Genomic DNA, 13,526 nt, shown 5'->3' with positions numbered 1-13,526 from the left:
CGCCAGGAGGTCACCGCGCTGCGAACGGCCCCAGCTCCCGTGCCAGCGCCACCGTCAGGGCCCGGAAGATCCGCACCTCGGGGTTGGGGTCGCCCGCCCGCGTCGCGAGCACGCTGTGCGCGCAGGGCGCGTCCAGCACCGGCACGTACACCGTCCCGGGCCACGGGTAGTAGCGGGCGAAGGACTTCAGTCCGGAGCCCGCCCCGCGGCCCGCCGCGACGCTCGTCAGCACGTCGTGCGGGGTCAGCGCGCAGTCCGGGGCGCGGCGCTCGCCCTCGTCGAAGTACAGGTAGTCGGTGAAGGGCCGCGGGGTGTGCCGGGGCAGCCGCAGGTACGGCAGGTCGATGATGTCCGCGACCCGTACGCCCGTCGCCGCCGCGTCCGCGAGCTGCGAGGCGGCCGGGACGGCGACGATGCGCTGCTCGGTGGTGAGGATGTCCACCTCGATGTCCTCGCTCTGCACGGCGGGCCGTACGAAGGCGACGTCCACCCGGTCCTCGCGCAGCGCGCTGCAGTGCTCCGTGAAGTTCAGCTGGACCAGCTTCAGCGGGATCTCCGGGCGGGCCCGGCGGAAGGCGTTGACGGCCGCCGGCGTCACCTCGGCCGAACCGTGCCCCATCACCCCCACCCGCAGGCCGCGCGCCGCCAGGGCCGACGCCGCCGAGGTGCGCTGCGCCGCCTCGGTCACGTCCTCCACGGCGGCGTTCGCGGCGGCCAGCAGCGTCCGGGCGTGCGAGGCCAGCCGCTGCCCGGCGGCGGTCGGGCGTACGGGGCCGTTGCCGCGGTCCAGCAGCCGGGCGCCCAGCTCGCGCTCCAGCTGCTGGACGTGCTGGGTGACCGCGGCCGGCGACAGGTAGAGCCGCGACGCGGCCCGCCCGAAGTGTCCTTCCTCGACCACCGCCAGGAAGGAAGACAGCCGTCGCAGGTCCATGCGTGCCACGATAAATCGCGCGGGCGCCCGGCCCCGTGGGCCGTTCACGATTCCTGAACGGGGGCGGCGCCGGAGGCCTCCGGCCTCGTACAACGGCTCTCATGAGCACGCCCGCCGCCGACCCCCGCACCGATCCCCGCACCCGCCCCCACACCCGCCCCCACACCGAAGCCCGCGCCGAGGCCCCCACCGAAGCCCGCGCCCGCTGCCGCCCCCGCCGCCACTGGCTGCGCGCCGGCTGGATGATGACCGCTTCCGGCTGGAGCGCCAACCAGTTCTCCGCCCTGCTCGGCGCCTACCGCGACGACCTGGGGCTGACCACGGCCACCACCACCGCCCTTTTCGCGGTGTACGTCCTCGGCCTGATTCCCGGCCTGCTGCTGGGCGGTCCGCTGGCCGACCGGCGCGGCCGCCGCCCGGTCGTCTTCACCGCGCTCGCCACCGCCGCCGTCGCGACGTGCCTGCTGATGGCGGGCCCGGCCGCCACCTGGCTGCTGTGGCCGGGCCGCTTCCTGACCGGCCTCGGCGCGGGCGCCCTGCTGACCGCGGGCAGCGTCTGGATCAAGGAGCTCTCGTCCGCCCCGTACGACCGGGGCACCCCGCCCGGCACGGCGGCCCGCCGCTCCGGGCTCTTCCTCTCCGCGGGCTTCGCCTCCGGCGGGCTGGCCGCCGCGCTGATCGCCCAGTGGGCGCCGCACCCGATGGTCACCGCGTACGTCCCGCACCTGGTGCTCTCGGCGGTGGCCGCGGTGGCGGCCGCCCGGGCGCCGGAAACGGCCCGTACCGGGGCAGCGCCCAGGCCGGCTGCCGACGAGGCGCGGACCGTCGCCGATGCGGAACGGGCCGTCGCCGATGCGGAGCGGGTCGCCACCGATGTGGCGCGGGTCGCCACCGATGTGGCGCGGAACGCCACCGACGAGCCGCGCTCCGCAGCCCACCGCCCGGCCCGTGCCTCCTTCCGGCGGCTGGTCGTCCCGGTGGCCCCCTGGGTGTTCGCGGCCCCCACCATCGCGTTCGTGACCCTCCCCGGGCTCGTCGGCGACCGCCTGGACGGCTGGCAGACCGTGTACGCGGGCGTCGCGACCGCCGTGACCCCCGGCGCCGGGCTCCTCGTGGCGCCCGTCGCCCGCCGGCTCGCCGCCCGGCACCGCTTCGCCACCGCCGCGGCCGGACTGGCGGCCGTCGCTCTCGGCCTGCTCGTCGCCGCCGTCGCCGTCGCGGCCACCCAGCCCGTCGTGGCGCTGGTCGCCGCGATGGTGCTGGGCGGTGGTTACGGGCTCTGCGTGGCGTACGGGCTCACCGAGGTCGCCGCCCTGGCGCCGCCGCACCGTCTGGCCCGCCTCACCGCCCGCTTCTGGACCCTCGCCTACCTGGGCTTCTTCGCCCCGTACGTGATCACCCTGCTCGGCGCACTGGTCCCGCCGCCCGCCGTCCTCACGGGTGTCGCCGTCCTGGCCGTCCTCACCCTGGGCGCGGTCACCCGGGCGGCTCGCCACGAACGGCCTTGAGGGCCCTGGCCCAGAGCGCTCCCGCCCCGCCCCCACCCGTAGCCCCGCCCCGAACGGCCGCTCCGGGCCGGTCACCCCCGACCCTGCGGCGCCGTTGTCACCCTGCATGCGGGAGAATCGGGCCGCGGGGCCTGGATCAACCTACGCGGAGGCAGCGTGACCGGTTTTGTAGAAAAGCCCGAGGCCGTGGAGGTGCCGGGTCTCACCCACCTGCACACCGGCAAGGTGCGCGACCTCTACCAGAACGCCGACGGCGAGCTGATCATGGTCGCCAGCGACCGGATGTCCGCCTACGACTGGGTGCTGCCCACCGAGATCCCCGACAAGGGGCGCGTGCTGACCCAGCTCTCCCTGTGGTGGTTCGACCAGCTGGCCGACCTCGTCCCGAATCACGTGCTGTCCACGGACCTGCCCCCCGGCGCCCCGGCGGACTGGGAAGGCCGTACGACGGTCTGCACCTCGCTGGCCATGGTCCCGGTGGAGTGCGTCGCCCGCGGCTACCTCACCGGCTCCGGCCTCGCCGAGTACCAGCAGACCCGTACCGTCTGCGGGCTGGCGCTGCCGGAGGGACTGACCGACGGTTCGGAGCTGCCCGGGCCGATCTTCACCCCCGCCACCAAGGCCGCCGTCGGCGAGCACGACGAGAACGTCCCGTACGAGGAGGTCGCCCGCCAGGTCGGCGCGGAGGTCGCCGCCCAGCTCCGGCAGACCACCCTCGCCGTGTACGGGCGCGCCCGCGACATCGCCCGCGAACGCGGCATCGTCCTGGCGGACACCAAGTTCGAGTTCGGCTTCGACGGGAAGCAGCAGCTGACGCTGGCGGACGAGGTGCTCACGCCGGACTCCTCGCGCTTCTGGCCGGCGGACGCGTGGCAGCCGGGCCGGTCCCAGCCGTCCTTCGACAAGCAGTTCGTCCGCGACTGGCTCACCTCGCCCGCCTCCGGCTGGGACCGCAGGAGTGAGCAGCCGCCCCCGGCCCTGCCCCAGGAGACGGTCGAGCGCACCCGCGCCAAGTACATCGAGGCGTACGAGCGGCTCACCGGGCTGGCCTGGTCGTGACGTACGGGGTGGGGGGTGCCGTCACTCCCCACCCGTACCGTCCGCACCACCCACACCGCCTGTACGCAAAAAGGCCCCGGTCGCGATGACCGGGGCCTTTTCCCTGAGCGGACGACGAGGCTCGAACTCGCGACCTCAACCTTGGCAAGGTTGCGCTCTACCAACTGAGCTACGTCCGCCTGCCCCGCGCTCTGCGGCGCGGTGCGGGCTCCACTATAGCCAACCTCGGGCGCGGGCGATGCGCGCTGCCGCGTGACGGTTCTCCGCGCACAGTTTCGCGGCGGCCGAGGAGAGGTAGTTGCGCACCGTTCCCGGCGACAGCGCGGCCCGCTCCGCGATCTCCGCGATGGGCGCGCCGTTCTCCGCGTACTCCAGCACCTCCGCCTCCCGTACGGTCAGCGGCGAGTCCCCGGCGCTGATCGCGTCGGCCGCCAACTCCGGGTCCACGTAACGGTTTCCGGCGTGCACCGTACGGATGATCTCGGCCAGCCGCTGGGCCGACACGGTCTTCGGGACGAACCCCCGCACCCCCGCCTCCAGGGCCCGCTTCAGATGGCCGGGACGCCCGTGACTGGTCACGATCATGGTCCGGCAGCCGGGCAGCCGGCTGCGCAGGGATGTGGCCACCGCCACACCGTCCAGCCCCGGCATCTGAAGATCCAGTACGGCGATGTCGGGACGGTGGGCCAGCGCCATCGCCAGGGCCTCCGGCCCGGAAGCGGCCTCCGCCACCACCTGGAGATCGTCCTCCAGCGCCAGCAGCGCCGCCAGCGCGCCCCGGATCAGATGCTCGTCGTCGGCGAGCAGCACCCGCAGCGGCGCCGGACCCTCGCCGGCCTCCGGAGCCCCAGCCGAAGCCCCGATGGCATCCGGAGCCCTCTCCACGCCTGCAGCCCCTGGAGCCCCCTCCACGCCTGGAGCCCCCTCCGCGCCCGGAACCCTTTCCGGCCCCCGTCCCTCAGGTCCCCGCCCCTCGGCCCGCTGCGCCTCCACCATGCTCTCCGCTTCTCTCACGTCGTTCCGTCCTGCGCCGGGGCTTCCGGTGGCATCCGGCGGCTTCCGGTGGCCTGTGGCACCACGCCCGGCCGTCCTCGTGCCTACTTCCGCGTCCCGGCGGCGGCCCGCCCGTCCACGGCGGCCTCCGGCCCGTACCTCTGCGGTTCGTCCTTCTCCAGCGGTACCTGGGCCCGCAGCCAGAAGCGTCCGTCCGGCCGGGGGCCGACGGTCAGGGTGCCGCCGAGGGCGGCGAGCCGTTCCCGCAGCCCGGCGATGCCGCTCCCGCCGTCGCGCCGCACGGCATCCTGCACCACGCCGTCGTTCTCCATCGTGAACACCACCGCAGGCCCGGACGGTACCGCCGGGGCCGTCCGCCCGGCGCCGTGCGGGCCGTCGCCCGTCACCCGCAGCGTCAGCCAGCAGGTGGCCGCGTTGGCGTGCCGCAGCACATTGGTGGTGCCCTCTCGTACGACCCAGGCCAGCACCGACTGCGTCTGCTGCGGCACCCCGGCGCTGTCCTCCTGGTCGATGAGGCACTCCACCCCGGCCGCCTGGAGCACGGCCCGTGCCCCCGCCAGCTCCACCTCCAGGTCGGCCTCCCGGTAGGCGCGCACCACGTCCCGTACCTCCCGCTGGGAGTCCTGGGCCAGCTGCTGCACCTCCGCCATCTGGTCGGCGGCCTCCGGGCGCCCCTTGCGCGCGAGCCGTTCCGCCAGCTCGCTCTTGAGCGCGATCACGGCCAGGTTCCGGCCGACCACGTCGTGCATGTCGCGCGCGAACCGCAGCCGCTCCTCGGTGACGGCCAGCCGGGCCTGATCACCCTTGGCCTCGTCCAGCTCCCGCATCGCGGCGAGGATCCAGGCCCAGCTGCGGCACGTCAGCGCGGCGAAGGCCGCGGAGAAGGCGAAGGTGGGCGGCAACCCCCCTGCGTACTTCAGCGGGACGCCCGCGAGGGCCAGCGCCGCCACGCTGACCACCGAGACCGCGACGCACACCAGGGCCTGCCAGCGCTTCTTGACGACCAGGGAGAGGAGGGATCCGGCGGGCAGGGTGGGGAACAGCATCGCCGTGGCGTAGACCGCGGCCCGCAACGGCAGGGTGACGGCGACCGCTGTCAGCAGACCCACCGACACGGCCGACAGCACCCCGGACACGGCGATCAGCCGCCACGGAGCGGGGGTGCCGTACACGTAGTGCGACAGTCCGCGCCGGACACCGGGAACGTAGACACCGCACTGCACCAGTCCCAGCACCGCGACCGCCATGACCAGCGGCGGCACCCGGTGCACCTCGGCCGCCGCGGCGGTCAGGGGCGCCGCGAGCCAGCCGATGAACATCAGCCACGGTGTGACGTACAGCGTCCACCGCGCCCACAGATAGACCTGCGCGACCCTGCCGCGCCCCCGCAACTTGCGCAGCTGCCCGTGGAACACCGGCCCCGCACCCCCGTCGTCCCCATCGCCGTACATCGTCAGTGCCGTGGCTCCCAGCGGAACCACCGACGTACAGCAAACACTGCGAGACCGGCCCAGACCAACGCGATGACCAGCCGCTTCAGCGTGTCCATGAGGTCGCCCTCACCCAGCCAGCCGTCCCGTATCAGGCCCATGACCGGGGACAGCGGCAGCAGCTCCAGTACGGCGGCGACCCGGTCGGGGAAGATGTCCAGCGGTATGAACAGCCCGGACCCGGCCATCGAGAGGAAGACGAAGGGCAGCGTGGTCAGCGAGGCCGCCTCGGTGGTCTTGGTGACGATGGTGGAGACCGCGGCCATCGCCACCACGATCACCATGCCGAGGAGCAGTCCCAGTACGACCAGGTGCGGGGCCCGGGGCAGGTCCGCCTTCAGCACCAGACTGCCGCCGACCGTGAGCAGGAGGCACTGCGCCAGCCCGATGAGCACGGTCGGCAGCGCCGTGCCGGCCAGCACTTCCCGGTCCGTCAGCTCACCGCAGCGCAGCCGCTTGAGCACCAGTTCCTCGCGCCGCGTCACCAGCGCGCCGGTGACGGTCGAATACACCGCGAAGATCAGGACGAAGCCGAGGGTGCCCGGCAGCAGCACGGTGCCGACCGACAGGCCGTTCTTCTGCAGCGGCAGCTCGGCGACCGCCTGCCGCAGGGCGCCTGCCATGATCACGGGCATCAGCAGCGCCATGAACAGCGTGGTCTTGTTGCGGCCCAGCAGGATCAGCTCCGCGCGGGCCAGCGCGGCCAGCCGCTCCCGCGCTCCCTTTCGGGCGGCCGGCGCGGCACCCGGGCCGGGCCGTTCCTCGACGGTCTCGACGTCGGTGACGCTCACTTGTCCTCCAAACCCTTGGCGATCCGCAGGAACGCCTCTTCCAGCGATGCCGAACGGGCGTCCAGCCCCCGCAGCTCGATTCCCTCGTCCCGCGCCCAGAGCAGTACGCCGGTCGCGGCCCGTTGCAGGTCGGACGTGTGCAGCCGCAGGGTCCGGCCCACCGTCTGGTGTCCGTCGACGCCCAGTTGCGGCAGCGGCGGCAGGTCGCCGACCGTGTGGCCGGGGGGCAGTTCGAAGGAGATCTGCGCGGGGTGGGTGGCCACCACGTCCGCGACGGTGCCGGTCGTCGCGATCCGGCCCCGGTGCATGATCGCCAGGCGGTCGGCCAGCTCCTCGGCCTCTTCCAGGTAGTGGGTGGTCAGCACCACCGTCGTGCCGCCCGCCCGCAGCTCGCGGATCAACTCCCAGGTCGTGTGGCGGGCTTCGGTGTCCAGACCGGTGGTCGGCTCGTCCAGGAAGAGCACCTCGGGCCGGCCGAGCGTCGCGGTGGCCAGGTCCAGCCGCCGGCGCTCGCCGCCGGAGAGCTGTTTGACGCGTACGTCCTTGCGCTTGGTCATACCGACCGTGGCCAGCGCCTCGGCGACCGGCCGGGCGCCGGTGGTGGCGCCGGCCCACATCCGTACGGTCTCCTCGACGGTCAACTCCGCGGGGAAGCCGCCCGCCTGGAGCATCGCGCCGACCCGCGGCCGGACCTTCGTCCGCTCCGTGTACGGGTTGTGGCCCAGCACCCGCACCGTGCCGCCGGTCGGCTCCGCCAGCCCCTCCAGGAGTTCGAGGGTGGAGGTCTTGCCCGCCCCGTTCGTCCCCAGCAGGGCGAACAGCTCGCCGCGGGCCACGGAGAAGTCGATGCCGCGCACCGCTTCGAAGGCCGCGGTGCTCTGCTTGCCGCTCTTGCGCTTCCGGCCGCCCCCGGCCGGTCCGTACCGCCTGCGCAGGCCTGTGACGTCAATCACGTGCCCGTTCGTGTCCCCGATGTTCATGCTTCAAGGCTCCCGCCGGAATCCGGCCCGGGGCAGTGCGGCTTGTCATCACCGCAGATGACAAATGTCAGGAGGGGCGGGGCGCGGGGCGAGTGGAGGTCGGGGGCCGGAGCGGGGCCGGCGCCGGGGACGCCCGGGGCAGACAAAAAACCCCGGTCACGAGGACCGGGGTCTTTTTCCTGAGCGGACGACGAGGCTCGAACTCGCGACCTCAACCTTGGCAAGGTTGCGCTCTACCAACTGAGCTACGTCCGCAGGCATCCGACCGGCTTTCACCGGGCGGCGCGACAGCTACTCTACCTGATCCACCGGAGTGGTCGGTACTGTCGGAGCGGGTGACAGGGATTGCACACTGCGCCTCCCCCTTGGAAAGGGGGCGCTCTACTACTGAGCTACACCCGCATGACCACCATCAATCGGTCCGTGAGAACCGGTTGATGCTGTCAGAGCGGGTGACAGGGATCGCACACTGCGCCTCCCTCTTGGAAAGAGGGCGCTCTACTACTGAGCTACACCCGCGTGACTCCTCGGGATCCGGCCTTTCGGCCTCGCCCCTCGGCGTGCTCCAGACTCTAGCTGATCAACAGGGGTGCCGCGCAACTCCGCTGCGGAACAGCCGGAACCGGCCGCCGCCCGGCTCCGGCCCGGCCGCCGCACGCCCGGTGCCCGTGCGGTGTCCGTCCGGCGTCCCCGGGGAGGGGGTGGGCGGGGCGGCGGCCGGTCAGGGTCAGCTGTTGGCCGCGTCGAAAGCCTCGTAGACCTTCTTCGGGATCCGGCCGCGCGGGGGCACGTCCATGTGGTGGGAACGGGCCCAGGCGCGTACGGCGGCCGGGTCGGCCGTCACGGAGGTGTGGTGGTACGCCTTGCCGGACTTCGACCGCTTGCGGCCGGCCTCCACGAACGGGGCGAGGGTGCCGCGCAGTTTCTTCGCATTGGCGGGATTGAGGTCGATCTCGTACCACTTCCCGTCCAAGCCGAAGGTGACCGTCTCTGCGGCTTCTCCGCCTTCGATGTCATCGGAGAGCGTGACTACTACGCGCTGCGCCACGGATATCGGTCCTTTCGAGCAGCGACCCCGCCTTGACATGGGGGGATGCTGCAGATCCGGCTGATTGGGATCAATGCATTTTCATTTGTACAGCGGCGGGCATTGCATGGTGAAGCCCAGTTAATTTCCTCAGCGTGTCCTTCCGCAATGCGGACCCTAGGTCTTTTCTGAGATTTTCCCCACCGCTTACCGCGGCCGACGCCGTACCGTGACCGGGCCGTCACGATATCTATGCGCGTAGATTTTCGAACACGGTACTGTGATGGCACCGCCTTACGCACCACACCATCGGGAGTGCCAGTGGCACGCGTCGTAGTCGACGTCATGCTCAAGCCGGAGATCCTCGACCCGCAGGGGCAGGCGGTGCAGCGCGCACTGCCACGCCTGGGATTCGAGGGGATCGGCGACGTCCGTCAGGGCAAGCGATTCGAACTTGAGGTGGAGGGCCCGGTCGACGACGCCGCCCTCGCCCGTATCCACGAGATGGCCGAGACCTTCCTGGCCAACACCGTCATCGAAGACTTCACCGTGCACGTCGAGGACGGGACCGCCGGGTCATGACGGCACGCATCGGAGTCGTGACCTTCCCGGGCACGCTGGACGACCGTGACACCCAGCGGGCCGTGCGGCTCGCCGGGGCCGAGGCGGTGCCGCTGTGGCACCGCGACAAGGACCTCAAGCAGGTCGACGCCGTGGTGCTGCCCGGCGGCTTCTCCTACGGTGACTACCTGCGGGCCGGCGCCATCTCCCGCTTCTCCCCGGTCATGGACACCGTGATCGAACAGGCCAGGGACGGCCTGCCGGTCCTGGGCATCTGCAACGGCTTCCAGGTCCTGACCGAGACGCACCTGCTGCCCGGTGCCATGCTGCGCAACGACAGCCTGCACTTCATCTGCCGCGACCAGAAGCTGCGGGTGGAGAACGCGGACACCGCCTGGACCACCGACTACACGGCCGGTCAGGAGATCTCCGTACCGCTGAAGAACATCGACGGCCGGTACGTCGCCGACGAGCGCACGCTCGACATGCTGGAGGCCGAGGGCCGGGTCGCCTTCCGCTACCAGACCCAGGGCGACGCCGCCGACGGATACGGCAACCCGAACGGTTCGCTGCGTGACATCGCCGGTGTCACCAACGAGGCGGGCAATGTCGTCGGCCTGATGCCGCACCCGGAGCACGCCGTCGAGCCGCTGATCGGCACGGGCCGTACGGACGGTCTCGGATTCTTCACCTCGATCCTGAAGAAGTTGGTCAACGCATGACGCTCGATACGGTCAAGCACGCAGCCGAGACGCCGGACACCGATCAGCCGTGGGCCGAACTCGGCCTGAAGCAGGACGAGTACGAGCGCGTCCGCGAGATCCTCGGCCGCCGCCCCACCGGCGCGGAACTGGCCATGTACTCCGTCATGTGGTCCGAGCACTGCTCCTACAAGAGCAGCAAGGTCCACCTGAAGCAGTTCGGCCAGAAGGTCCCCGAGAACGACGCGATGCTCGTCGGCATCGGCGAGAACGCCGGCGTCGTCGACGTCGGCCAGGGCTATGCGGTCACCTTCAAGGTCGAATCGCACAACCACCCCTCTTATGTGGAGCCGTACCAGGGCGCGGCCACCGGCGTCGGCGGCATCGTGCGCGACATCATCGCCATGGGCGCCCGGCCGGTCGCGGTCGTGGACCCGCTGCGTTTCGGTGCTGCCGACCACCCCGACACCAAGCGTGTCCTGCCGGGTGTCGTGGCGGGCATCGGTGGTTACGGCAACTGCCTGGGCCTGCCCAACATCGGCGGCGAGGTCGTCTTCGACGCCTGTTACCAGGGCAACCCCCTGGTCAACGCCGGTGCCATCGGCGTGATGCGGCACGAGGACATCCACCTGGCCAAGGCGTCCGGCGCCGGCAACAAGGTCATCCTCTACGGCGCCCGCACCGGCGGCGACGGCATCGGCGGCGCCTCCATCCTGGCCTCCGAGACCTTCGACGATGCCAAGCCCTCCAAGCGGCCCGCCGTCCAGGTCGGCGACCCCTTCCAGGAGAAGCTGCTCATCGAGTGCACCCTGGAGGCGTTCGCCGAGAAGCTGGTCGTCGGCATCCAGGACCTCGGCGCGGCCGGCCTGTCCTGCGCCACCAGCGAGCTGGCCTCCAACGGCTCCGGCGGCATGCGCGTCGAGCTGGACGACGTGCCGCTGCGCGACTCCACGCTCTCGCCCGAGGAAATCCTCATGAGCGAGTCGCAGGAGCGCATGTGCGCCGTCGTGGAGCCGGAGAAGGTCGAGCGGTTCCTGGCGATCTGCGAGAAGTGGGACGTGACCGCCACCGTCATCGGTGAGGTCACCGACGGCGACCGGCTGGAGATCTACTGGCACGGCGAGAAGATCGTCGACGTCGACCCGAAGACCGTCGCCCACGAGGGCCCGGTCTACGAGCGTCCCTACGCGCGCCCCGACTGGCAGGACGCGCTCCAGGCCGACCACGCGGGCAAGCTGCCGCGCCCGCAGACCGGCGAGGAACTGCGCGCGCAGGTCCTGAAGCTGGTCGCCTCGCCCAACCAGGCCTCCAAAAAGTGGATCACCAGCCAGTACGACCGTTTCGTGCAGGGCGGCACCGTGCTGGCGCAGCCGGAGGACGCCGGCATGATCCGCATCGATGAGGCGACCGGCCTCGGGGTCGCCATCGCCACCGACGGCAACGGCCGCTACGCCAAGCTCGACCCGTACCACGGGGCGCAGTTGGCGCTGGCGGAGTCCTACCGCAATGTCGCGGCCACCGGCGCCCGGCCGCTGGCGGTCTCGGACTGCCTGAACTTCGGCTCGCCGGAGGACCCGGCGGTGATGTGGCAGTTCGCCGAGGCCGTGCGCGGGCTGGCCGACGGCTGCCTGGAACTGGGCACGCCGGTCACCGGCGGCAACGTCTCGCTGTACAACCAGACCGGCGAGGCCGCCATCCACCCGACGCCGGTGGTGGCGGTGCTCGGCGTCATCGACGACGTCAGCCGTCGTACGCCGATGGCGTTCGCCGAAGAGGGGCAGCTGCTCTACCTCCTGGGGGACACGCGGGACGAGCTGGGGGGTTCGGCCTGGTCGCAGGTGGTCCACGGCCACTTGGGCGGCCTGCCCCCGCGGGTGGACCTGGGCCGCGAGAAGCTGCTGGCCGAGATCCTGATCTCGGCGTCGCGGGACGGCATGGTGGATGCGGCGCACGACCTCTCCGACGGCGGACTGGTCCAGGCGCTGGTCGAGTCGTGCCTGCGCGGCGGCAAGGGCGCCCGGATCGTCGTCCCCGATGGGCTGGATACCTTCGTCCTGCTCTTCTCGGAGTCGGCGGGCCGCGCGGTGGTGGCGGTGCCGCGCAGCGAGGAGCTGCGTTTCAGTGACATGTGCGCGGCGCGGGGGCTGCCGGCCACCCGTATCGGCGTCGTGGACGGTGATGCCCTCGATGTCCAGGGCCAGTTCACCCTGTCGCTGAACGACCTGCGCGACGCCCACGAGGCCACGCTCCCCGGCCTCTTCGGCTGAGGCGGGCTCCGTCCGGTTGAGCCCGGTTGAGTCCGGCCGGCTCCGGCAGCCGCCGCGTTCGGGCAGCTGCCGCCCGAGCCGTCGGCCCGTCCGCCCGTACGGTGGCCCGTCCCTTCTCGGGGCGGGCCACCGCGCCGTTGGGCGGCCGTACGGGCCTCCCGGCGCGGGCGCCCTCGGTGGGCGGCGTAGACGCGGGCCAGCACCGTCCCGAAGAGGGCCGCACCACTGGGGGACCACGCCACGCGCCCCGCCGAGTAGCCTCGACGCCATGCCAAGTGCCCGCAAGCCGTCCGGTAGATCCCGCGCCCGCAGGTACGACTCGGCGAAGACCCGCGCCGCCGTCGTCGCCCAGTTCGGACACGTACGCGCCGCCGTGGAACGCCTGGCTGCCGAGCAGTTCGCGCTGCCCACCCGCCTGGGTGACTGGACGGTCCGCGAACTGGTCGCCCACCTGGCCATGGCGGTCGAACAGGTCCCCGCGGCGCTCGCGCAGCCCGCGCCGCCCGCCCAGGAAGTCACCCTCGCCGACTGGCCGTCCGCGACCCGCGCACTGGCCGCGAAGGTCGACGAGATCGCCCGCGACACGGCGGCCGGCGGCGAGCCGTCCGCCCTCCTGGACCACGCTGCCGCCCGGTACGCCGAGGCCGTCCCGATGGCGCCCGACGACCGGCTGCTGGCGGCCCGTATCGGCGCCATGCGCCTGGACGACTTCCTGGTGGTCCGCTGCGTCGAACTGGTCGTGCACACGGACGACCTGGCGGCCGCCACCGGCCTGGAGATCCCGTTCGACCGCCAGGCCCTGGCCACCGCCGCCCGGCTGCTCGCCGACGAGCTGGCCGCCAAGGCACCCGGCGGTTCCGTCGAGGTCCGGGTGCCGCCGTTCGCCGTCGTCCAGTGCGTCGAGGGCCCCCGGCACACCCGGGGCACGCCGCCGAACGTCGTCGAGACCGACCCGCTGACCTGGCTGCGGCTGGCCACCGGCCGTACGGCCTGGCCTCACGCGCTGGAAGCGGCCGCCGTACGGGCCAGCGGCGAACGGGCGGACCTCGCGCCGTACCTGCCCCTCATGGGCTGAGTCCGGCGCCGGTCCGCCCAGAGCAGCTACGCGACGAGCCGCCCCGGGGCGGCCGGCCTCACCCCCCCCCGGATACGGCAGCAATGTCCGCTTTCACCGCCTCATACGGCAGCAATGTCCGC

12 protein-coding genes and 4 tRNA genes are annotated in these 13,526 nt (G+C 72.4%); 6 read left to right on the top strand and 10 right to left on the bottom strand.

The annotated features are described in order from the left end of the window. Window positions 1–10 precede the first annotated feature (10 nt). Window positions 11–931 carry a LysR family transcriptional regulator gene (locus AB0L45_RS30860; protein WP_365845737.1) on the bottom strand — a complete coding sequence of 307 codons (921 nt, stop codon included), beginning with the start codon at window positions 929–931 and terminating at the stop codon, window positions 11–13. Between the two features lie 101 nt (window positions 932–1,032). Here AB0L45_RS30860 and AB0L45_RS30855 point away from each other — a divergent pair, with 101 nt between their 5' ends. Together AB0L45_RS30855 and AB0L45_RS30850 are read left to right on the top strand one after the other, a co-directional pair. Then, window positions 1,033–2,439 carry an MFS transporter gene (locus AB0L45_RS30855; protein ID WP_365845735.1) on the top strand — a complete coding sequence of 469 codons (1,407 nt, stop codon included), beginning with the start codon at window positions 1,033–1,035 and terminating at the stop codon, window positions 2,437–2,439. Between the two features lie 156 nt (window positions 2,440–2,595). Next, window positions 2,596–3,498: a phosphoribosylaminoimidazolesuccinocarboxamide synthase gene (locus tag AB0L45_RS30850; protein ID WP_365845733.1), complete on the top strand. Its 903-nt coding sequence runs from the start codon at window positions 2,596–2,598 to the stop codon at window positions 3,496–3,498. Window positions 3,499–3,604: 106 nt separating this feature from the next. On the opposite strand, the gene AB0L45_RS30845 is transcribed toward AB0L45_RS30850, so the two are convergent. From AB0L45_RS30845 to AB0L45_RS30805, 9 genes are all read right to left on the bottom strand, one after another. Further along, window positions 3,605–3,677 (bottom strand) — tRNA-Gly (locus tag AB0L45_RS30845). A gap of 34 nt (window positions 3,678–3,711) precedes the next feature. Continuing rightward, window positions 3,712–4,362 (bottom strand): response regulator transcription factor, encoded by a 651-nt coding sequence (locus AB0L45_RS30840; RefSeq protein WP_365845835.1) that lies wholly within the window; start codon window positions 4,360–4,362, stop codon window positions 3,712–3,714. Between the two features lie 233 nt (window positions 4,363–4,595). Beyond that, the gene (locus AB0L45_RS30835) at window positions 4,596–5,927 is read right to left on the bottom strand and encodes a sensor histidine kinase (RefSeq protein WP_365845731.1); all 1,332 of its coding nucleotides are present in this window, start codon (window positions 5,925–5,927) and stop codon (window positions 4,596–4,598) included. A gap of 38 nt (window positions 5,928–5,965) precedes the next feature. Beyond that, window positions 5,966–6,793: an ABC transporter permease gene (locus AB0L45_RS30830; RefSeq protein ID WP_365845729.1), complete on the bottom strand. Its 828-nt coding sequence runs from the start codon at window positions 6,791–6,793 to the stop codon at window positions 5,966–5,968. Beyond that, on the bottom strand, window positions 6,790–7,773 hold the full coding sequence (locus tag AB0L45_RS30825; RefSeq protein ID WP_365845727.1) for an ABC transporter ATP-binding protein: 984 nt from the start codon (window positions 7,771–7,773) through the stop codon (window positions 6,790–6,792). Before AB0L45_RS30825 ends, AB0L45_RS30830 begins: the two co-directional genes overlap by 4 nt. A 182-nt stretch (window positions 7,774–7,955) precedes the next feature. Further along, window positions 7,956–8,028: transfer RNA gene (locus AB0L45_RS30820), tRNA-Gly, on the bottom strand. Between the two features lie 75 nt (window positions 8,029–8,103). Next, a tRNA-Gly gene (locus AB0L45_RS30815) sits at window positions 8,104–8,175 on the bottom strand. Window positions 8,176–8,220: 45 nt separating this feature from the next. Further along, window positions 8,221–8,292 (bottom strand) — tRNA-Gly (locus AB0L45_RS30810). A gap of 208 nt (window positions 8,293–8,500) precedes the next feature. Beyond that, entirely contained in the window at window positions 8,501–8,821 is a 321-nt protein-coding gene (locus tag AB0L45_RS30805) for an Lsr2 family protein (protein WP_365845725.1), read from the bottom strand. Window positions 8,822–9,121: 300 nt separating this feature from the next. Between AB0L45_RS30805 and purS the strand changes: the two genes are divergently transcribed. From purS to AB0L45_RS30785, 4 genes are all read left to right on the top strand, one after another. Then, on the top strand, window positions 9,122–9,382 hold the full coding sequence (gene purS, locus AB0L45_RS30800) for a phosphoribosylformylglycinamidine synthase subunit PurS (protein WP_365845723.1): 261 nt from the start codon (window positions 9,122–9,124) through the stop codon (window positions 9,380–9,382). Further along, a complete protein-coding gene (gene purQ, locus AB0L45_RS30795; protein ID WP_365845721.1) occupies window positions 9,379–10,083 on the top strand; it encodes a phosphoribosylformylglycinamidine synthase subunit PurQ in 705 nt (234 codons plus the stop codon). The genes purS and purQ overlap by 4 nt, the downstream gene beginning before the upstream one ends. Next, window positions 10,080–12,329, top strand: coding sequence for a phosphoribosylformylglycinamidine synthase subunit PurL (purL, locus tag AB0L45_RS30790; RefSeq protein WP_365845719.1), 2,250 nt, complete (start codon window positions 10,080–10,082; stop codon window positions 12,327–12,329). Before purQ ends, purL begins: the two co-directional genes overlap by 4 nt. A gap of 268 nt (window positions 12,330–12,597) precedes the next feature. Continuing rightward, a complete protein-coding gene (locus AB0L45_RS30785) occupies window positions 12,598–13,404 on the top strand; it encodes a sterol carrier family protein (protein ID WP_365845717.1) in 807 nt (268 codons plus the stop codon). Window positions 13,405–13,526: the final 122 nt, after the last annotated feature.

The sequence above is a fragment of the Streptomyces sp. NPDC052496 genome, from assembly GCF_040679095.1.
GTDB lineage: Bacteria > Actinomycetota > Actinomycetes > Streptomycetales > Streptomycetaceae > Streptomyces.
Note: the sequence above shows the minus strand (reverse complement) of the source record. Positions and strands in the feature narration are given on the sequence as shown.